We start from the raw sequence: 18,325 nt of genomic DNA on the forward strand, positions 1-18,325 counted from the left end.
CATTGCGCGACCGCTAGCGGTCAGAAGGTCTCCCAATCGCCCGCATCGGCCGCGCCGGGTACCGGAGCGGCTGCCGGACGCCGGCGCGCGGGGGTGGCCAGCACGGGCTCCTTGCGCTGATGCGTGACGGGCGCGCGGGGCTTGGCCGACTGGCGAGCCAGCACGGGGTCTGCCTTTGTCTTGCGCTGCACCGGCGGCCGGGCTGCCGCTGGCACGGCGGCCACGCGCGTCACGGCCGGCTGTGCCGCTTTGGTTGCCTGCACCGCAGGCGCTTTCTTCACCGGCGCGGCAGCGGCAGCCACCGGGCGGGGCAGCGCGGGAGTTGGTTTCGCGGGAGTTGCCTTCGCGGGAGTTGGCTTGGCTGGAGCCGGCTTCGATGCGATCCGGCGCACGGGCTGCGGAGCAGCCACGGTAGCCACGGCAGCCACTGCGGCCACACGCGGGGCGGCCGCGCGCGGGGCCGTCAAGCGCGGGGCAGGCTCTCGCTCGGCGGCCAGACTACCGGCCTGGCCCAGATCGAAACGCGCCACTTCGCTCACCAGTCCGCCAGCCTGCTGCATCAGGCTTTCGGCGGCGGCGCTGGCTTCTTCCACCAGCGCGGCGTTCTGTTGCGTCACGCTTTCCATTTGCGTGATGGCCAGGCTCACCTGCTCGATGCCGGCGGTCTGTTCCTCGCTGGCGGCGGTGATCTCGCCCATGATGTCCGTCACGCGGCGCACGGCACCGACGATGTCATCCATCGTCTTGCCAGCCACTTCCACCTGCTTGGCGCCGTCCTGTACCTGCCGCACCGAGCCGTTGATCAGCTCGCCAATCTCCTTTGCCGCCGACGACGACCGCTGCGCCAGGCTGCGGACTTCGGCAGCCACCACGCTGAAGCCACGGCCCTGCTCGCCGGCACGAGCCGCTTCCACGGCCGCGTTCAGCGCCAGGATATTGGTCTGGAACGCGATGCCTTCGATGACGCCGATGATTTCCGATACGCGGGCCGACGACTTGGAAATACCGTCCATCGTGTCCACCACGCTGCGCACCACGCGGCCGCCTTCCGTGGCCACGTCCGAAGCGTTGACCGCAAGCTGGTTGGCCTGCCGGGCGTTCTCGGCATTCTGGCGCACCGTCGACGTGAGCTGCTCCATCGATGCGGCGGTCTGCTCCAGCGAAGCGGCCTGCTCTTCCGTGCGTTGCGACAGGTCGGTATTGCCGCTGGAAATCTCGCGCGCGGCCGTGTCGATCGACCCGGCTGCCTGCTGGATGCCGCGCACCAGCGTACCGAGCTGGCCGAAGGCCCGCTCCAGCGCGCCAAGCATGCGGCCCATTTCATCGTTGCTGCGTACGTGGATCGCATGGCCGAGCTGACCTTGCGCCAGCGCTTCGGCGGCGTCCAGCGCCTGGTTTGCCGGGCGCGTGACCGATCGGGTCAATGCAACACCCAGCAGCGCGGCGATGATCGCGGCCGCCACGGAGATGCCGATCAGCAGGTTGCGCGTGAATACGTATTGGCGGGAAGCATCGTCGACGGCGGCCACGGCCATCGTGCGGCCCAGTTCGGCTACGGCGTCGAGCTTTTCGAAATAGGCAGCCTGTGCCGCGGGCAACGTCACCACCAGGCCCGCCCGCGCGCCATCAAAGGCGCCGCCGCGCAGCTGCTGCAGGACGAGGTCGAGCTGGCCGTTGTAATTGGCGCGTACCTGCATCAGTTCTTCGAGCCTGGCCTTGGAGTCGGGATTCGCGGACGCCCGCATCACCTTGCCCAGATCCTCAAGCGTCGCGCCGATCTGCTCGCGGAGCTTGTTGATCTTTTCCGCGTTCTGTTCGGCCAGTGCCGGGTCCTCGGTCAGGGCGGCATCGCGTACCAGGATGCCGATCGTCAGTCCCTGCTCCTTGGCGACCTTCAGGTCCATCACCCGCATCAGGCGCTGCTCCACGGCCTGATGCATCGCGTCGTTCATGCCGCTCAGTGCCCTGACACCCAGCGTGGCCACCGCTGCAAGCAGTACCACCACGGCCAGGAACGCCAGCAACATCCGCGCGCCGATACCCATTTTCCGCAAGCCCATCACGTCGTACCTTTCGCTCTGTTCGTTTGTGTTTGTACGCGCTGCATTCGCCCGTCACGGGGCATCGCACCGCCCGGTAACGGCGCGGGATGCAGGGCACTTGAGCGAATATTTGAATTGAGGGGAAAAGTCGCTGCTCTTCCACAAATTGGGGGTGCGGCGGGTGGCGTCTAATCTGACCCGTGCATTCCGAGCCGCAGCAACCGGCGGACGTGGCAGACACCGCAAACAGACGGATCGCCGCGAAGGACGCGGGCTGAAAAAAAAGAAGCCCACGCGCGGGGTGCTCGTAGGCTTTCAGGACTGCTGTGAAGGGACCGGCTGTACCCGGACCCGAACCCGGAATATAAACCCGCTTACATGAGGTGTAAATCGCGCTTCTATCAGGGATTCCCCCGATAGCGGATGTAACTGATGGGCCACTTGAATGCTAAAAATGATGGTCTAGCGCACTTTTATTCTTATCGATGAATAACGGACGCTTCCCGGAAACCTTTAGCTGGCGCGGGTTGTGGAGCAGGCGTCAATTACAGCCGATGAAACAAATCCGAAAAGTGCTACACAAATCACTATTAAGCGGCAACTGAATAAATAGAGCTTTTCCTCTAGGCTCAGGTCATCCGGTGCTTCGTCAACGGTTGTAAAACTTTGTTACTCTCCCGCCTGAAGTATTCCCCTTCTCTCCTGGCAGCGCCGACCATATCCGGCAGCTGGGCAGTGCTATCCACTTTCGTGAAACGCCTGTCAGCTGCAATCATGGCGCCACGTCCCAGCGCCGGTTCCGAGAGCGAATGTTTCAATTCTCGCCGCGATCAGCTCGCGCTCGACGTCACTTTTAGTGCGACGCCAGCCGTAGTTACTGATCATCGGACCGTTGTCAGCCGCCAGAACCCTCGCGGGCTCTTCCGGAGAAGTTGTGAAGAAGGAAATCAAGGCTCCCAGACCCAGCAGAAAGCTGCAGCAGTTGCAGTTCGCCGCGCACAGTGCCAGCCGCGCCGCAGTGGTGGTGCATCTGTCAAACGGCACGCGACTGAACGGCATCGTGCTGTCATCGGACAATTACATGATCCTGCTCGGACGCTCCGCGGAGGATCCCACCCCCACATTGATCTACAAGCGCGCCATCACGGTGGTGACGCCCGCCCACGCGTCCAACGACGCCACGGCGATGCTCGATGCCGAGGAGTCGCCGGACTTCGTGCGCATCTTCATTCCACGCACACGCAAGCGCCGCTGAACCGCCCGGCCGGGCCTGGCGGGCCGGACAGCGCCGGTGCCGCCGCCCGTGCGCCTATATATATAGAGGCACACAAACTCAGGGGCCGGAAATGGCCGGTTGTCAGGCTCAACACGGCCCATACACCAGATCCGGCTACGCCCGCAACTCGCTCAAAAGTCACTCTAAAGTCTTCTCACCCACGGTCGATAACCTTTGCAACGGAGGCACTCTACGTCCTGCTTAGCAGGCAGCCAACGTTACGGCACCCGCCGGAATGCCTAAAACATTGCAAATAGGAGTCGTACCATGGCGCAAGTCATCAACACCAACATTCTGTCGCTGCAAACGCAGAGCAACCTGAACACGTCGCAGTCGTCGCTGAACAGCGCTATCCAACGCCTGTCGTCGGGTCTGCGTATCAACAGCGCCAAGGACGATGCAGCTGGCCAGGCTATCGCCAACCGCTTCACCGCCAACATCAAGGGCCTGACGCAAGCTTCGCGTAACGCCAACGACGGTATCTCGATCGCTCAAACGACCGAAGGCGCGCTGAGCGAAGTCAACAACAACCTGCAACGTGTGCGTGAACTGTCGGTGCAAGCCGCCAACGGCACGAACTCGTCGTCGGACCTGAAGTCGATCCAGGACGAAATCAAGCAACGTCTGTCGGAAATCGACCGCGTGTCGGCTCAGACCCAGTTCAACGGCGTGAAGGTCCTGGCCAAGGATCAAAACATGTCGATCCAGGTTGGCGCCAACGACAGCGAAACGATTTCGATCGCCCTGAAACAAATCACGTCGAAGACCCTGGGCGTTGCAGGCTTCAGCGTTGCCGGCCCGCAAGGCGCAACGGCTGCCATCGACAGCACCTCGGCTCAAGCAGCTCTGGGTTCCGCTACCCCGGTGACGGCCGCTTCGGCCACCGGCGTTGCCAACGCTGACATCCAGCGCGCTCTGGGCCTGGGCACCGGCGCTTCGGTGAACTCGCAATCCGTGGTGTCCGATTCGAAGGGCAACTGGTTCGTGCAAGTGAGCATGAACGGCCTGACCGCTTCCGACGACGCCGCTCTGAGCTCGAAGGGCTTCGCTGGTAACGGCACGGCCACGTCGATGACGATGTACATCGCCGTCAAGCCGAGCGACGCTTCGGTCAACGGTAGCACCGCTGGCTTCACGCTGACCGGTTCGTCGCTGCAAGCTTCGGACTTCCAGCAAGCTGCCACGACCAACCCGCTGGCCACGCTGGACAAGGCCCTGGCAACGGTTGACAACCTGCGCTCGAGCCTGGGTGCTGTGCAGAACCGCTTCGAATCGACGATCAACAACCTGAGCACGACGGTGAACAACCTGTCGGCTTCGCGTTCGCGCATCGAAGACGCTGACTACGCAACGGAAGTGTCGAACATGACCCGCGCGCAGATCCTGCAACAAGCTGGTACGTCGGTGCTGTCGCAAGCGAACCAGACCACGCAAAACGTGCTGTCGCTGCTGCGTTAATCGCATCGCCGCAAGAAACCGGGCCGCAAGGCCCGGTTTTTTTGCTGGAGTGTTTTGCAGGCAGACCGCTGCCTGCAAAGCATTTCAACCGTAGTGTTCTTCCTGCCCTACCGGACGGAGCTGATCATGGCATCCACTCAACCCGTTTCCATGCCGGCGGCACGCATTTCCGCCGAACCCGCGGCCATTGGTCCCGCACCCTCCGTGCCGGCCACGGCCGCTGGTGCCGTTCGTCCGGTGTCCGCAAGCCAGAACATGGATGCCTACACCGGCTCCGGCGACACCCCGCCCAACATGACAGCGGCGGTGGAAGAACTGGTCGATGTACTCAAGACCACGTCGATCGGCCTGCGCTTCGAAATCGACGACACCACCCACCGCGTGATCACCAAGGTTGTCGACAAGGAAACCGGTGAACTGATCCGCCAGTTGCCCAGTGAAGAAGTGCTGCGCTTTGCGCGCGCCATCGACAAGCTCCAGGGTCTGTTCGTCAGTCACGCAGTCTGATTCACCGCAAGCCCATCAGTTGAAGCGATAACAACAGGTAGAAAAACATGTCCGGAATCTCCTCCATCGGCATCGGCTCCAATCTCCAGCTGCAGGATCTGCTCGACAAAATCGAGACGAACGAGAACGTTGCGCTCGACACGATCAACACCCAGGCCAAGAGCTACCAGGCTCAACTGAGCGGCTACGGCACCATCAAGAGCGTGCTGGACGCCTACTCGGCCGCCGCCAAGACGCTGGCCACCGCATCGACGTTCGGCGCCGTGAAGGCATCGGTCGGCAGCGACAGCGTTCTGTCGGCCACCACTAGCACCACCGCCGTCGCCGGCAGCTACACCATCAACGTCACGTCGCTGGCCAAGGCACAGAGCCTGGTGTCCAAGCAGGTGGCCGACCAGACCGCCGCCATCGGCGGTGGCACGATCACGGTGGACTTTGGCGAGAACCTTGGCTCGGGCGGCACGCCGACCAGCACCAAGACCGTGACGATCGGCTCCGACACGTCGCTGCAAGGCATCCGCGATTCGATCAACAAGGCCGGCATCGGCGTGACGGCCAGCATCATCAACGACGGCAGCGGCACGCCCTACCGTCTGGTGCTGACGTCCGACAAGACCGGCACGCAGTCGTCGATGCGCATCTCGGCCGATAACAGCGCCGTGAACGACGTGGTCGGCTTCGACCCGTCGGTCGCCGTGCAGCCCAACGGCATGCAGGAAAAAGTCACGGCCGCCAACGCCGCCCTGACCATCAACGGCATCGACATCACGAGCCAGAGCAACACCGTGGCGGAAGCCGCCCAGGGCGTGACGCTGACGCTGAAGGGCACCGGCACCACGAGCATGAACGTGACGCGCGACGACGCGTCGATCAAGACTGCCGTGCAAAGCCTGGTCACCGCCTACAACAACGTGCTGGCAGCCTCCAAGACGCTGACGGCATTCGACACCGACGCAGGCACGTCCGGCGCGCTCAACGGCGACAGCACGCTGCGCAACATCCTGACGCGCATGCGTTCGATGCTGACCACGCCGATGTCGGATGGCAAGGGCGGCACGGTCACGCTGTCGGACATGGGTGTCGAATTCAGCCTCGACAGCTCGAACTCGGGCACGCTGAAGATCAACGACGACAAGCTCAACAAGGCCATTTCCAGCAACCTGAGCACGCTGACCAGCTTCTTCTCGGGCGCCAACGGTGCCTCGGGCATGGGCAAGACCATCACCGACTACGTCGACTCGCTGAACGCCTCGGGCGGCGCGCTTTCCGCCGCCACCGACGGCATCACGTCGACGCTGAAGGACCTGGAAACCAAGTACACCGCGACGCAGGACCGTATCACCGCGACGATGGACCGCTACCGCGCCCAGTTCACGCAGCTTGATCTGCTGGTTTCCCAGATGAACCAGACCAGCAGCTACCTGACGCAGCAGTTCTCGGCCCTGACGAGCAGCACCAAGAAGTAACCAACTGGAGTAACGCCATGTTCGCGCGCCAAGGTATCAACGCCTATGCCCAGGTCGGTGTTCAGACCGGGGTGATGAGTGCCAGCCCGCACAAGCTGATCGTCATGCTGTACGACGGCGCGCGGTCGGCCATCGCCCGGGCGAAGTTCCATCTGGAAAACGGCGAGCTGGAAGCGCGCGGCAATGCAATCTCCAAGGCCATTAACATCATCGATAACGGCCTGCGCGCGGTGCTGGATCATGAGGCGGGCGGAGAAATCTCCGCCAACCTCGAATCGCTGTATGAGTACATGACGCGTCGTCTGATGCTGGCCAACCTGCGCAGCGACGCCGAAATGCTGTCTGAAGTGGATGCCCTGCTCGAGAATCTTTCCTCGGCATGGGCCGTCATCGATCCGGCAGCACCCGCGGACGCCGTGCCTGCGGAGCCGGCCGTGGCGTCACAACCCGTTTCGCAGGACAACTGATGATGTTTGCCATGTCCCCCATTGTTCGCAGCTACGAAGAGCTGCTGGTGCTCTCCGAGCAAATGCTCGAGGCCGCGCGCGCGTCGAACTGGGACGCGCTGACCGATCTGCAGAAGGTCTATATGGCCGAAGTGGATCGCCTGCGCCTGCTTGACCACGCCGTGCAGCTTTCCGACGACGAACGCCTGCGCCGCTTCCAGCTGCTGGAGCGCATCCTGGCCTACGATGCCCGGATTCGTGACCTGACCAATCCGCGTCTGGCCGAACTGGGCGCCTTGCTCAACAACTCGCGTCGCAAGCTCGAACTCTCCGCAGCCTACGGCGCCGTCTGAAGCGCGCGTGCTCCGGTAACACCGGGGTGGCGCGATGCGTATCACATCCGTTCTTATCGCTGACACGCGCCCATGACCGGCATCCAGATTCCTTCCAGCCTGATACCGCAGCAGGCACCGGATCCGCAGCTATCGCGTCCCGCGTTGGCCATCGACAAGCTCGCGGCGCTGATGCCGGTACCCGAGGTCTCGCAGGGCGATGTGCAATCGTCCACCGGCGAGACGGTGCAGGCGCGCCAGCCCAACACCATCGCGCCGGGCAGCGGCGATCCCCGCCTGGCCGGGCAGACCGGTTCCACGCGCGAAACGCTGAGCTTTGCCGCCAAGGCGATTCTCGACCTGTTCGAGGCTGGCGACGCCATTCCCGCACGGCCGAATTCGCCGCTGCTCGCCACGTCGCCCGCCGGTAATCCGGGCGCCACGCAGGACCTGGCCAGCGCACTGGCTCGCTTCGTGGATCAGAGCGGGCTGTTCTATGAATCGCACCTGACGCAATGGGTAACGGGCCAGCGCCCGTTGTCGACGCTGCTGCAGGAACCGCAAGCCGCGCTGCGCAATCCGGCGCAGGCATCGGCGCAGCCACAGGGGCAGCCCGCCACTGCCGCGCCATCGGCACCGGCACCGGCCGCGTTGCTGCCCTACGGCGGCCCCGCCGCATCGAGCACGCAGCCGCCGCCCAGTGCCACGATCCTTGCCGAACTGACGCGCCCGGTCATCTATCCGCTATCCACCGGCATGCCCGTGCAAGCGGCGCATGGCGATCCGCATGCCGCCGCCAGCGCACAGACGGCCCAAGGCAACGCGGCCGCGGCGCAGCCCCAGACACCGCAAAGCCCGGCCGCCGAACAACGCCTGGCCGCGCACGCCAACGCCGCGGCACACGCTTATCAGGTCACCGCCGAGATTTCGCAAGAGGGCCACCATGTCGCGCGCGCGCAGCACGCGGCGATCGTCGCCAGCTGGAACGCGCCGGACAGCCCAAGCACCCAGGCGCAACCCGACCGGGGTCCGCCTATCCATCCTTCCAGCGAAGGGGTTGTGCGCCAGCAGCTTGAACTGCTGGCATCGCAACAATTTCGCGCAACGATCGATGCATGGCCGGGCATGCCCGTGGATTGGGAAATCACGCGCGATCACGGCCGCGAAGCCGGCGGCAGCGCCGAGGCTGCCAGTTGGAGCACTCGCCTGCGTCTGAACCTGCCGGCGCTGGGCAGCGTCGACGCCGTGCTCACGCTCGGCGCACACGGGCTGGAGGCGCGCTTCGTCGCCATCGACAGCGATGCGGCCGCACGGCTGATCCAGGGCCGCGCGGACTTCCGCGCGCAACTGGAAGCGCGCGGCATCTCGCTGCTGAACATGAATGTGTCGACACAGGATGCCCCGTCGACACCCACCGTCATCGCCCTGCCAGCATGAGCGACAACCCGTCCGATCGCGGCGCCGCCGTCGCCCTCTCCTATCAGTCCAGCGACAACGCACCGCGCGTGGTGGCCAAAGGCTATGGCATGTCCGCCGAAGCCATCATCACGCGCGCGCGGGAGGCCGGCGTCTACGTGCATGGCTCTCCCGCGCTGGTCAATCTGCTGATGCAGGTGGATCTGGACAGCCAGATTCCGCCCCAGCTCTATGTGGCCGTGGCCGAGCTGTTGGCATGGCTGCATCGGATGGACGGGACGGACAGCCCCCTCGCTCTCCCCGGCTCAAGCACCGCCACCAGCGCCGTCTGACGCGCCTCGTGCGCCACCCGGCGCATGTCCGGCTTGAAATAGCGCCAAATCCGCCCGGTTTTCCGGCCGCTGGCGTCGGACACCTCTTGTTAATGTGCTCGCATCCGTCAGCCCCGAGCTGAAACAGCGTCAATTCCAGAGCACGACGTCATGAACAAGAAGGTATCGATGGACCCAACGCGCCGCGCGCTACAGACGGCGTGGGGTGCCTACTATGAGGGCAAGTATGAGGATGCGCTCAAGCGCGCGCGCGCAGCAAAGCGCGGTGCCGCAGGGACGCTCCCCGAACCATACTATCTGGAAGCCCTCTCGCTTTCGGCGTTGAAGCAACACGCCGAAGCGCGAAATCTTGCGGATGCCGGCCGGCGGCGTTTCCCCCAACACCCCGGCTTCAGCGGGTTGCTCGGCACGCTCGAAGTCAATCTTGGCAACTACCGCGCCGGTATCGAGCTGCTTCGTGAAGTACTGAAAGTCCAGCCCAACGCCGGGCACCTGTGGCAGGTCCTGGGCAATGCGCATTTCACGATCGCCGAGTATGAAGAATCGCGCATCGCATGCGAGCGCGCGGCCGAACTGCTGCCTAACGATGCCGCGGTCGTCGGTAACTATGCGGCCGCTGTGCGTGAATCGGGCTCCACGCTCGAAGCCATTCCGATCAACCGTCGTGCCATTGCGCTGGACCCACTGCAACGGGTGAACCGGGCAAACCTGCTGTTTTCACTGCTCTACGACGATCGCATCGGCGCGGACGAACTGCGCCGCGAAGCCACCGACTGGGCTGAAACGCTGGCACGGACGCCAGTGAACGCGCCGCCGCTGCAACCGAGCGAAGGCAATCGCATCCGCATTGGCGTGCTGTCCAATGACTTGCGCCGCCATGCCTGCGCGTACTACCTGATTCCGCTGATCGCCAATCTGGATCGCACACGCTTCGAGGTACATCTGTTCTCGCTCTCCGGCGTGTCCGACAACGTCACGCTGAAGATCCGCCAGTACGCCGACAAGTTCCACGACGTTCACGGTATGAACGAGGAAACGCTGGTCCGCGCCGCGCGTGCGCAGCGTTGCGACGTGATGATCGACCTTGGCGGCTATACCGGCGCATCGCCGTTGCAGTACATGGTGCATCGCCTGGCGCCCGTCCAGCTTGCCTGGCTGGGCTACCCGAGCACCACAGGCATGAAGGAAGTTCAGTATCGGATCACCGACCTGATCGGCGACCCCCCTGGCTTCGAATCGAACTACACCGAGACGCTGCTGCGTGCGCCGCTGTTCTGCGCATACCATCCGCATGTCACGGACCCGCTCGCCATCTACGAGCCGAAGTACCGCGTTCAGCCGACTCCGGCACTGGAGAACGGCTACATCACGTTCGGGTCGTGCAACCACATCGCCAAGCTCGGTCCCAAGACGATGCGACTGTGGAGCGCGGTACTGGCGAAGTGCCCGAACAGCAAGCTGCTGATCGAAGCATCGGGCCTGGACCGCGAAACCGTGTCCACCATGCTGAAGAAACGCATGACCGAGTACGGCATCGACACGGACCGCGTCATCCTGGTACCGCGCGATGGCACGAACCAGTACATCACGTACAACCGCATCGACATCGCACTGGACACCGCGCCGGTAACCGGCGGCACCACCACCTGCGACACGCTCTGGATGGGCGTGCCGCTCGTGACGCTGGCCGGCGACACGTTCCACCAGCGGGTTTCGGCACCGTTCCTGCACGTCACTGGCCTGCAGGACCTGATCTGCGAGACCGAGGAACAGTATGTCGAGATGGCGTGCGCGCTCGCATCCGACGTCGGGGTACTCAATTCGATCCGCATGTCGCTGCGCGACCGTGTGGAGAAAGGCATCATGTGCGATGCCGCCGCCTTCGCCGGATGGTTCGGCGAACAGATGGCCGAGATCGTCAAAGAATTCAAGCCGACCCCGGACGGCGGTGCCGAGCGCGAGGACGGCGTCTTCTTCGGCGGCACGTGGTTCCGCAGCCAGGACCTGATTCTGTCCGCGGCCGCGCACCTGCATGAAGGCGACTACATCAAGGCCCGCAACCTGCTGGAAAACGTGACGTCGACCTGGTATCGCCACTGGATGGTGGCGTTCGGCCTGGCCGTGATCAAGTACCAGGAAGGCAAGAAGGACGAAGCCATCGAATTGCTGGTGGAAAGCATCGGCATGCGCCCGTACGGCCTGCCGCTGTACCGCCTGCTGGCCCACTGGCTGGACGAATGCGGTCTGGATAAGTCCGATCTGGCCGGCCTGTTGCAGGACCAGTTCGGCTTGTCGCTCGACGCGCTGGAGGCATCGCCGCCGCCATCGGTGTTCGAAGCCCTGGGCATCGACCTGAATGCCGTCATCGAAAACAGCCGTCGCGTGGAACAAGAAGAAAGCGAGGTCGCCGCATGAAAGCCGTGATCCTGGCGGGTGGCTTCGGCACCCGCATTTCCGAAGAATCGCACCTGCGGCCCAAGCCGATGATCGAGATCGGCGGCAAGCCGATCCTGTGGCACATCATGAAGATGTATTCCTCGCATGGGGTGAACGACTTCGTGATCTGCCTGGGCTACAAGGGCTACATCATCAAGGAATACTTCGCCAACTACTTCCTGCACATGTCGGACGTGACGTTCGACATGTCCGAGAACCGCATGGAAGTGCACTGCCGCAAGGCGGAGCCGTGGCGCGTCACGCTGGTGGATACCGGCGAAGACGCCCAGACCGGTGGCCGCCTGCGCCGCGTGCGCAACTACCTCACCCCCGGCGAGACGTTCTGCTTCACCTATGGTGACGGCGTATCCGACATCAATATCTCGGCGGAAATCGAATTCCACCGCCGCCACGGCCGCTGGGCCACGGTGGCCGCCGTGCAGCCTCCTGGCCGCTATGGCGCGCTGGAACGCACCGACGAGGGCATGGTCAAGGGCTTCTCCGAGAAACCGCGCGGCGACGGCGGCTGGATCAACGGCGGCTTCTTCGTGCTGCAGCCTGAAGCGATCGATCTGATCGAGACCGACGTCACGCCGTGGGAGCAGGAGCCGATGAAGGAACTGGCTCGCCTTGGGCATCTGCTGGCCTACGAGCACGTCGGCTTCTGGCAACCGATGGATACGTTGCGCGAAAAGACGCAACTGGAAGAACTCTGGCAAAGCGGCAAGGCGCCCTGGAAGTGCTGGTAATGGACGGTCTGTCTTCCAGCTTTGCCGGTCGCCGCGTGCTGGTGACCGGGCATACCGGCTTCAAGGGGTCATGGCTGTCGCTGTGGCTCGCACGGCTCGGTGCCCGGGTCACTGGTTACGCGCTGGCACCCGAGGGCGAAGCAAACCTGTTCACGCTGGCCGATATCGCCGCCGTGCTGGAGACGCATATCGTCGCCGACGTGCGCGACGCACGCGCCATGCGCGAAGCCGTGGACCGCGCGCAGCCTGAAATCGTTTTTCATCTGGCCGCGCAGCCACTGGTGCGCGCGAGCTATCAAAACCCGGCGGACACCTGGTCGACCAACGTCATGGGCACCGTGCACCTGCTCGATGCGTTGCGCCAGTGCCCATCGGTGCGCGCCGTGGTCGTGGTCACCACCGACAAGTGCTACGAAAACCAGGAGTGGTCGTGGGGTTACCGCGAGACCGATCCGCTCGGCGGGCACGATCCCTATAGCGCCAGCAAGGCCGGCACCGAAATCGTCGCGGCCAGCTATCGCCGCGCGTTCCTGGCCGAACGCAACGTGCTGCTGGCCACGGCCCGCGCCGGCAATGTGATCGGCGGCGGCGACTGGTCCGTGGACCGGTTGATCCCCGACGCGGCGCGTGCCGCCGCTGCCAACACCGCGCTGCGCATCCGCAATCCGCGTGCCACGCGCCCGTGGCAGCACGTACTCGAAGCGCTGCACGGCTATCTGCTGCTGGGCAGCCGTCTGCTGGCCGGCGACGACGCTTGCGCCCATCCATTCAACTTCGGCCCCGTACCGTCCGACAACCTGCCTGTGGACGACGTGCTGCGCCGCCTGCAACCACACTGGCCCGGTCTGCACTGGGAAGTGGAAGCACCCGCTGGCCATGCGCCGCACGAGGCGAACCTGCTCTATCTGGATGCCGCCAAGGCACGCCGGACGCTGGGCTGGGAGCCGCGCTGGACGCTCGATGAAGCGCTGGCGCAGACCGCCCGCTGGTATGCAGCCGTACAGCTCGACCCGTCACGGGCACGCACCCTGACCGAAGCCCAACTCGATTCCTTCTGCTCATGACGAACGCCTGCACTTCGCATGGTTCCTGCCGTAGCTGCGGCACCCCATTGACCCACACTTTCGTGGACCTGGGCCTGTCGCCGATCTCGAACCACTTCATCCGCCCGGAAAACGCCGCGCAAGGCGAGTTCTTCTATCCGCTGCATGCGCTCGTCTGCGACCAGTGCTGGCTCGTCCAGCTGCGCGACGTTGCCAGTGCCGACACGCACTTCCACGACGACTACGCCTACTTCTCGTCGTACTCGTCATCCTGGCTCGACCACGCACGCCGCTATGTCGATGACATGACGGGGCGCTTCGACATCTCGGGCAAGAGCAAGGTCATCGAGATCGCCAGCAACGACGGCTATCTGCTGCAGTACTTCGTGAAGGCCGGCGTGACCTGCCTGGGCGTGGAGCCGACGGCGAACACGGCGGCGGCCGCGCGCGAGAAAGGCGTGCAGACGCGCGAAGTGTTCTTTGGCCGGGAAACGGCGACCGCGCTGCGCGAGGAAGGCTGGCAGGCCGACCTGCTGCTGGGCAACAACGTACTGGCGCATGTCCCCGACCTGAACGACTTTGTCGGCGGCATGCCGATCGTGCTCGCGCCGGAAGGCGTGGTCACGATGGAGTTTCCGCATCTGCTGCGCCTGATCGAGCAGACGCAGTTCGACACGCTGTATCACGAACACTTCTCTTACCTGTCGCTGCTGGCGTTGCAACCGGTTTTCGCACGAGCCGGCCTGCGCGTGTTCGATATCGAGCACCTTGGCACGCACGGCGGCAGTCTGCGCGTCTACCTGTGCCACGACAAGGCCAGCCACGCCACGCTGCCGGCGGTTGCCGAGTGCCTGGATGCCGAGCGCGCAGCGGGACTCGACACGCTGCGCCCGTACCAGGCGTTCGCGTCCGCCGTGGCCGAAACCAAGCGCGACCTGCTTGCGTTCCTGATCGAAGCACGTCGCGCCGGCAAGCGCGTTGCCGCCTATGGCGCGCCCGCCAAGGGCAACACGTTGCTCAACTACTGCGGCGTGGGCACGGATCTGATCGACTTCACCGTCGACCGCAACCCGCACAAGCAGAACACATTGCTGCCGGGCACCCGCATTCCGGTGCTGGCACCCGAAGCCATCGACGCAAGGCGCCCCGACTACGTGGTGATCCTGCCCTGGAACCTGCGCGACGAGATCGCGGCACAGCTGGCCCACATCCGCCAATGGGGCGGCAAGTTCGTGGTGCCCATTCCGCGCGTGGAGTGCCTGTGAAGTTCATTGCGACGGACATTGCCGGCGCCTGCCTGGTGCAGCCCGAACCGCTGCGCGATACGCGCGGATACTTCGCGCGCATGTGGTGCGCGCGGGAGTTTGCGGATCACGGGCTCAATCCGTCGCTGGTTCAGTGCAATGTGTCGTTCACCGAGCAGCGCGGCACGCTGCGCGGCATGCATTACCAGACCGCGCCCCATGCCGAGGCCAAGCTGATCCGCGTGCTGCGCGGACGCGTCTACGACGTGCTGCTTGACCTGCGCGAGGGCACGCCCGGATTCGGCCGCTGGCAGGCATTCGAACTGGACAGCGAGAACGCCACGATGCTCTATGCGCCGGAAGGCGTGGCGCATGGCTTTGTGACGCTGTCCGACAACACCGAGATGTTCTATCAGATGTCCGCCGGCTACAGCGCCGGGCACGCCGCTGGCGTGCGGTGGAACGACCCGGCATTCCAGATCAAATGGCCGCTCGACAACCCACTGTTATCGCCGCGCGACCAGCAGCACCCCCTGTGGAACCACCCAAACTGATTGTGGAGACCTGAAATGATTCCGATGTTCAAACCGCTGATCGAGGCCGAGGAAATCCAGGCCAGCCGCGAAGCCCTGGAACTGGGCTGGCTTGGCATGGGCAGCTATGTGTCCGCCTTCGAGGAAGAAGTCAAGAAGATCATCGGCAACGAGAACAAGTATGTGGCCGCGCTGAGCACCGGCACCGCCGGCCTGCACGTCGGCCTGCTGGTTGCGGGCGTTGGCCCCGGCGACGAAGTGATCGTGTCCTCGTTCAACTGCTCGGCCGACTTCCAGGTCATCACGCAGGTGGGCGCCGATATCGTGTTCTGCGACTGCGAGGACGACACGCTCTGCATCGACCTGAAGGCTGCCGAAAAGCTCGTCACGCCGCGCACCAAGGCCATCATCGTGATGGACTATGACTGCCTGCTGTGCGACCACGACGAAGTGGCCGCATTCGCCAAGCGCCACAACCTGCGCGTGATCCACGACGCGGCGCACTCGTTCGGTTCGTACTACAAGGGCAAGCCGGTGGGCAGCTTCTCGGACATCACCGTGTTCAGCCACGACCCGGTCAAGACCGTGACGTGCCTGGATGGCGGCACGATCGTCGTCAGCTCGCCGGAAGACCTGAAGCTGGTGCACGAGCTGCGCCTGCTGGGCATGCAGCAGCCCGCCGCCGTCATGTACAAGAACCAGCGTGCCTGGACGTTCGACGTGGAGCGCGTGGGTTACCGCTATCACATGATCAACATGCACGGCGCCGTGGGCCTGGCCCAGATTCGCAAGCTGCCGGTCATCGCCGAATCGCGCCGCAACGCCTGCAAGGAATACAGCCGCCTGCTGGCCGGCATTCCGCAAGTGCGCACGCCGAAGTCGAGCTTCGAGGAAGTGAACCCGTTCCTGTACTACATCCGTGTGCCGGAAGGCCAGCGCGACAACCTGCGCGCATGGCTCAAGGAAAACGGCGTGGACACCGGCATCCACTGGCAGCCGGGCCACTGGTTCACGCTGTGGAAGGATTGCAAGGCTGGCGACCTGTCGGTAACCGACCGCGTCGGCAAGGAAATCCTGTCGCTGCCGCTGTACTCCAAGATGGATCTGGCCATCGTGGCCGAAGTGGCCGCCAAGGTTCGTCAGTACTTTGAAACGCAGGTGTGAGATGAGCAACCAGCCCGCCGGACGTGCGCTGATCGCCGGTATCAAGGCCAGCGCCGCAATGAATCGTGTGTCGTTGTCGATTCCCGTTGGCCGCCCCGTGCGGGCGGTCCTGCGCCCCATTCCCACGCGCGAAGGCTGCATCTCGCAGACCGATCTCGAACTGCTCAGCGAATGGCGCAACCGTTACGTCAAGTCGTTCCTGACGGAATTCGTTGCCCATGCCACGCGCACGGAACGGTGGCTCGTGGACTTCGTCCATGCCAACCCGTCGAAGCTGCTCTTCATGGTGGATGACCTGGACGGCAAGCCGCTGGGCCATATCGGTATCGATTTCATCGACTGGGAAGCCGGGTATGGCGAAGCCGATGCCATCGTGAGCGGTGGAGACTCGCCGCGCGGCCTGATGAAGGAAGCGCTGCAAACCATGCTCCAGTGGGCGGGAGACCAGCTCGGGCTGTCGCATCTGGCCGTACGTGTCCGCTCGGACAACACGGCGCTCGAGTTCTATCGCAAGGTGGGATTCGTCGAGCAGAAGCGTGTGCCGCTGAACGTCGAACGCACGGAACACATGGTGCGCTGGTATGAGGACCCGGCAGTGAACAATGCCGCGGCCTCGCTGGTGTACATGGACTATCACGTTCCCGCATGAACCTCATCGGAACCCATCGTTCCGGACTGGTCAGCTACGTCAACACGCAGCTGGCCAATTTTTTTCCGGACGGCGCCGACCATCGCGCCACGATCGACCGCTATGTGGACGACGCATTGGCCCGCACCGCGCGCTGCGTGGATGCGGTCAGGATGTGGCGGCCGGGCGAATTCAACTACCTGCATTCGAGCCAGTACTGCACGTTCCTGTACTACCTGTCGAACTGCATCTGGCGCGACAAGGGTGACCTGACGGTTGCCACCAAGCTGTTCGGCCTCAACAAGGCGCTCAACGCCATCGATCTGTTCTACGAGATCGAGATGCCCGAGGTATTCCTGATCGGCCACTCGGTGGGCATCGTGCTGGCCAAGGCCACCTACGGCAACTACCTGGTGCTGTATCAGAACTCCACGGTTGGCAAGAACCACGGTGTTGCACCGGTGATCGGCGAGGGTGTGGTGATGTACCCGAACACCGCCATCATCGGCCGCAGCCATGTGCGCGACAACTCGGTTGTTGCGCAAGGCGTCAGCGTGCTGAACCGCGAAACGCCGGGCAACTGCCTGGTCTATGGCGGCCAGGCCGGTGAACTCGTGTACAAGCCAGCCCGCGAGCGCGCCGCCGAAGAGTATTTCCGCCTGTGAAACCGTGCGGCCGCGTGCCGCCGGAAATGGAAAAGGCCATGCCGCCGGAAGCGGACATGGCCTTTTTGCCGTGGCCGGCGCGCCCTGAGACGCGCCGCATCCATCAAACCGGCATGTTCATCATTTCCTGATACGCGGCGGCCAGGCGGTTACGCACCTGCACGGCCGTCTGGAAGGAAATGTTCGCCTTCTGCATGTCGATCATCACGTCGTTGAGCGACACGCCGGGCTTGCCTACTTCAAAGGCTTCAGCCTGGCCGTAGGCGCGTTCCTGGGTGGCGTTCAGGCGTTGCAGCGAACGTTGCAGCTCGCCGGCAAAGCCAGCGGTGGAAGCCGCCGCAGTCGCCTGTGAGGTGGAACCGCCGCCAGCCACCTGCGCCAGGCCGCGCAGTTGCTGGAGCATGCCCTCAATGGAAGAAATGGTCATGGCACGTACAGGTTAGAGATAGTCGGGACAGGTGGACGTGATGAAAACACCACTCGCCATCCTGTTTCAGCCCTCGCACTGTACTGGCCGGCCGGTTCCTCCCAAAGGCTGAAATCGGCGGGAAAACCTCGCCTATTCAGCCGATTGTTCCGCGCCCGTCT

The 18,325-nt window shown here is 64.0% G+C and carries 18 protein-coding genes; 16 read left to right on the top strand and 2 right to left on the bottom strand.

All coding sequences use genetic code 11. The features are described from left to right. Positions 1-20 precede the first annotated feature (20 nt). A complete protein-coding gene (locus tag AC3FLX_RS12505; protein WP_488696908.1) occupies positions 21-2,060 on the bottom strand; it encodes a methyl-accepting chemotaxis protein in 2,040 nt (679 codons plus the stop codon). Between the two features lie 916 nt (positions 2,061-2,976). On the opposite strand from AC3FLX_RS12505, the gene AC3FLX_RS12510 reads away from it, so the two are divergent. The 16 genes from AC3FLX_RS12510 to AC3FLX_RS12585 all read left to right on the top strand — a co-directional run bounded on the left by AC3FLX_RS12510 (position 2,977) and on the right by AC3FLX_RS12585 (position 17,737). After that, positions 2,977-3,297 (top strand): RNA chaperone Hfq, encoded by a 321-nt coding sequence (locus AC3FLX_RS12510; RefSeq protein ID WP_488696910.1) that lies wholly within the window; start codon positions 2,977-2,979, stop codon positions 3,295-3,297. A 288-nt stretch (positions 3,298-3,585) separates the two neighbouring features. Continuing rightward, entirely contained in the window at positions 3,586-4,776 is a 1,191-nt protein-coding gene (locus AC3FLX_RS12515; RefSeq protein ID WP_488696912.1) for a FliC/FljB family flagellin, read from the top strand. Between the two features lie 126 nt (positions 4,777-4,902). Next, the gene (locus AC3FLX_RS12520; protein WP_488696913.1) at positions 4,903-5,283 is read left to right on the top strand and encodes a flagellar protein FlaG; all 381 of its coding nucleotides are present in this window, start codon (positions 4,903-4,905) and stop codon (positions 5,281-5,283) included. A gap of 47 nt (positions 5,284-5,330) precedes the next feature. Next, a complete protein-coding gene (gene fliD, locus AC3FLX_RS12525) occupies positions 5,331-6,749 on the top strand; it encodes a flagellar filament capping protein FliD (RefSeq protein WP_488696915.1) in 1,419 nt (472 codons plus the stop codon). A 17-nt stretch (positions 6,750-6,766) separates the two neighbouring features. Further along, complete coding sequence (gene fliS / locus AC3FLX_RS12530; RefSeq protein ID WP_488696917.1) at positions 6,767-7,216, top strand: flagellar export chaperone FliS; 450 nt, start codon at positions 6,767-6,769, stop codon at positions 7,214-7,216. A gap of 2 nt (positions 7,217-7,218) precedes the next feature. Then, the gene (locus tag AC3FLX_RS12535) at positions 7,219-7,548 is read left to right on the top strand and encodes a flagellar protein FliT (protein ID WP_488697344.1); all 330 of its coding nucleotides are present in this window, start codon (positions 7,219-7,221) and stop codon (positions 7,546-7,548) included. A 72-nt stretch (positions 7,549-7,620) separates the two neighbouring features. Next, positions 7,621-8,964 carry a flagellar hook-length control protein FliK gene (gene fliK / locus AC3FLX_RS12540; protein ID WP_488696919.1) on the top strand — a complete coding sequence of 448 codons (1,344 nt, stop codon included), beginning with the start codon at positions 7,621-7,623 and terminating at the stop codon, positions 8,962-8,964. After that, positions 8,961-9,275, top strand: coding sequence for an EscU/YscU/HrcU family type III secretion system export apparatus switch protein (locus AC3FLX_RS12545; RefSeq protein ID WP_488696920.1), 315 nt, complete (start codon positions 8,961-8,963; stop codon positions 9,273-9,275). Before fliK ends, AC3FLX_RS12545 begins: the two co-directional genes overlap by 4 nt. 150 nt (positions 9,276-9,425) lie before the next feature. Beyond that, positions 9,426-11,690 carry an O-linked N-acetylglucosamine transferase, SPINDLY family protein gene (locus AC3FLX_RS12550; RefSeq protein ID WP_488696921.1) on the top strand — a complete coding sequence of 755 codons (2,265 nt, stop codon included), beginning with the start codon at positions 9,426-9,428 and terminating at the stop codon, positions 11,688-11,690. Next, positions 11,687-12,460 (top strand): glucose-1-phosphate cytidylyltransferase, encoded by a 774-nt coding sequence (rfbF, locus tag AC3FLX_RS12555; protein WP_488696924.1) that lies wholly within the window; start codon positions 11,687-11,689, stop codon positions 12,458-12,460. The genes AC3FLX_RS12550 and rfbF overlap by 4 nt, the downstream gene beginning before the upstream one ends. Next, the gene (gene rfbG, locus AC3FLX_RS12560) at positions 12,460-13,524 is read left to right on the top strand and encodes a CDP-glucose 4,6-dehydratase (protein ID WP_488696926.1); all 1,065 of its coding nucleotides are present in this window, start codon (positions 12,460-12,462) and stop codon (positions 13,522-13,524) included. Before rfbF ends, rfbG begins: the two co-directional genes overlap by 1 nt. Beyond that, positions 13,521-14,768 (top strand): methyltransferase domain-containing protein, encoded by a 1,248-nt coding sequence (locus AC3FLX_RS12565; protein WP_488696927.1) that lies wholly within the window; start codon positions 13,521-13,523, stop codon positions 14,766-14,768. The genes rfbG and AC3FLX_RS12565 overlap by 4 nt, the downstream gene beginning before the upstream one ends. Further along, positions 14,765-15,301, top strand: a complete 537-nt coding sequence (gene rfbC / locus AC3FLX_RS12570; protein ID WP_488696929.1) for a dTDP-4-dehydrorhamnose 3,5-epimerase — start codon at positions 14,765-14,767, stop codon at positions 15,299-15,301. The genes AC3FLX_RS12565 and rfbC overlap by 4 nt, the downstream gene beginning before the upstream one ends. A 15-nt stretch (positions 15,302-15,316) precedes the next feature. After that, complete coding sequence (locus AC3FLX_RS12575; RefSeq protein WP_488696931.1) at positions 15,317-16,444, top strand: DegT/DnrJ/EryC1/StrS family aminotransferase; 1,128 nt, start codon at positions 15,317-15,319, stop codon at positions 16,442-16,444. Between the two features lies 1 nt (position 16,445). Next, entirely contained in the window at positions 16,446-17,093 is a 648-nt protein-coding gene (locus AC3FLX_RS12580; RefSeq protein ID WP_488696933.1) for a GNAT family N-acetyltransferase, read from the top strand. Further along, positions 17,090-17,737 carry an LbetaH domain-containing protein gene (locus AC3FLX_RS12585; protein WP_488696935.1) on the top strand — a complete coding sequence of 216 codons (648 nt, stop codon included), beginning with the start codon at positions 17,090-17,092 and terminating at the stop codon, positions 17,735-17,737. Before AC3FLX_RS12580 ends, AC3FLX_RS12585 begins: the two co-directional genes overlap by 4 nt. Positions 17,738-17,840: 103 nt before the next feature. On the opposite strand, the gene fliE is transcribed toward AC3FLX_RS12585, so the two are convergent. Beyond that, positions 17,841-18,164 carry a flagellar hook-basal body complex protein FliE gene (gene fliE, locus AC3FLX_RS12590; RefSeq protein ID WP_488696937.1) on the bottom strand — a complete coding sequence of 108 codons (324 nt, stop codon included), beginning with the start codon at positions 18,162-18,164 and terminating at the stop codon, positions 17,841-17,843. Between the last annotated feature and the right edge of the window lie 161 nt (positions 18,165-18,325).

Source organism: Cupriavidus sp. 291-E7 (assembly GCF_057798835.1).

Coding starts and splice junctions, on each gene's coding strand:
- AC3FLX_RS12505 (WP_488696908.1), bottom strand. CDS start 2,060: ATGGGCTTGCGGAAAATGGGTATCGGCGCGCGGATGTTGCTGGCGTTC.
- AC3FLX_RS12515 (WP_488696912.1), top strand. CDS start 3,586: ATGGCGCAAGTCATCAACACCAACATTCTGTCGCTGCAAACGCAGAGC.
- AC3FLX_RS12520 (WP_488696913.1), top strand. CDS start 4,903: ATGGCATCCACTCAACCCGTTTCCATGCCGGCGGCACGCATTTCCGCC.
- fliD (WP_488696915.1), top strand. CDS start 5,331: ATGTCCGGAATCTCCTCCATCGGCATCGGCTCCAATCTCCAGCTGCAG.
- fliS (WP_488696917.1), top strand. CDS start 6,767: ATGTTCGCGCGCCAAGGTATCAACGCCTATGCCCAGGTCGGTGTTCAG.
- AC3FLX_RS12535 (WP_488697344.1), top strand. CDS start 7,219: ATGTTTGCCATGTCCCCCATTGTTCGCAGCTACGAAGAGCTGCTGGTG.
- fliK (WP_488696919.1), top strand. CDS start 7,621: ATGACCGGCATCCAGATTCCTTCCAGCCTGATACCGCAGCAGGCACCG.
- AC3FLX_RS12545 (WP_488696920.1), top strand. CDS start 8,961: ATGAGCGACAACCCGTCCGATCGCGGCGCCGCCGTCGCCCTCTCCTAT.
- AC3FLX_RS12550 (WP_488696921.1), top strand. CDS start 9,426: ATGAACAAGAAGGTATCGATGGACCCAACGCGCCGCGCGCTACAGACG.
- rfbF (WP_488696924.1), top strand. CDS start 11,687: ATGAAAGCCGTGATCCTGGCGGGTGGCTTCGGCACCCGCATTTCCGAA.
- rfbG (WP_488696926.1), top strand. CDS start 12,460: ATGGACGGTCTGTCTTCCAGCTTTGCCGGTCGCCGCGTGCTGGTGACC.
- AC3FLX_RS12565 (WP_488696927.1), top strand. CDS start 13,521: ATGACGAACGCCTGCACTTCGCATGGTTCCTGCCGTAGCTGCGGCACC.
- AC3FLX_RS12575 (WP_488696931.1), top strand. CDS start 15,317: ATGATTCCGATGTTCAAACCGCTGATCGAGGCCGAGGAAATCCAGGCC.
- AC3FLX_RS12580 (WP_488696933.1), top strand. CDS start 16,446: ATGAGCAACCAGCCCGCCGGACGTGCGCTGATCGCCGGTATCAAGGCC.
- AC3FLX_RS12585 (WP_488696935.1), top strand. CDS start 17,090: ATGAACCTCATCGGAACCCATCGTTCCGGACTGGTCAGCTACGTCAAC.
- fliE (WP_488696937.1), bottom strand. CDS start 18,164: ATGACCATTTCTTCCATTGAGGGCATGCTCCAGCAACTGCGCGGCCTG.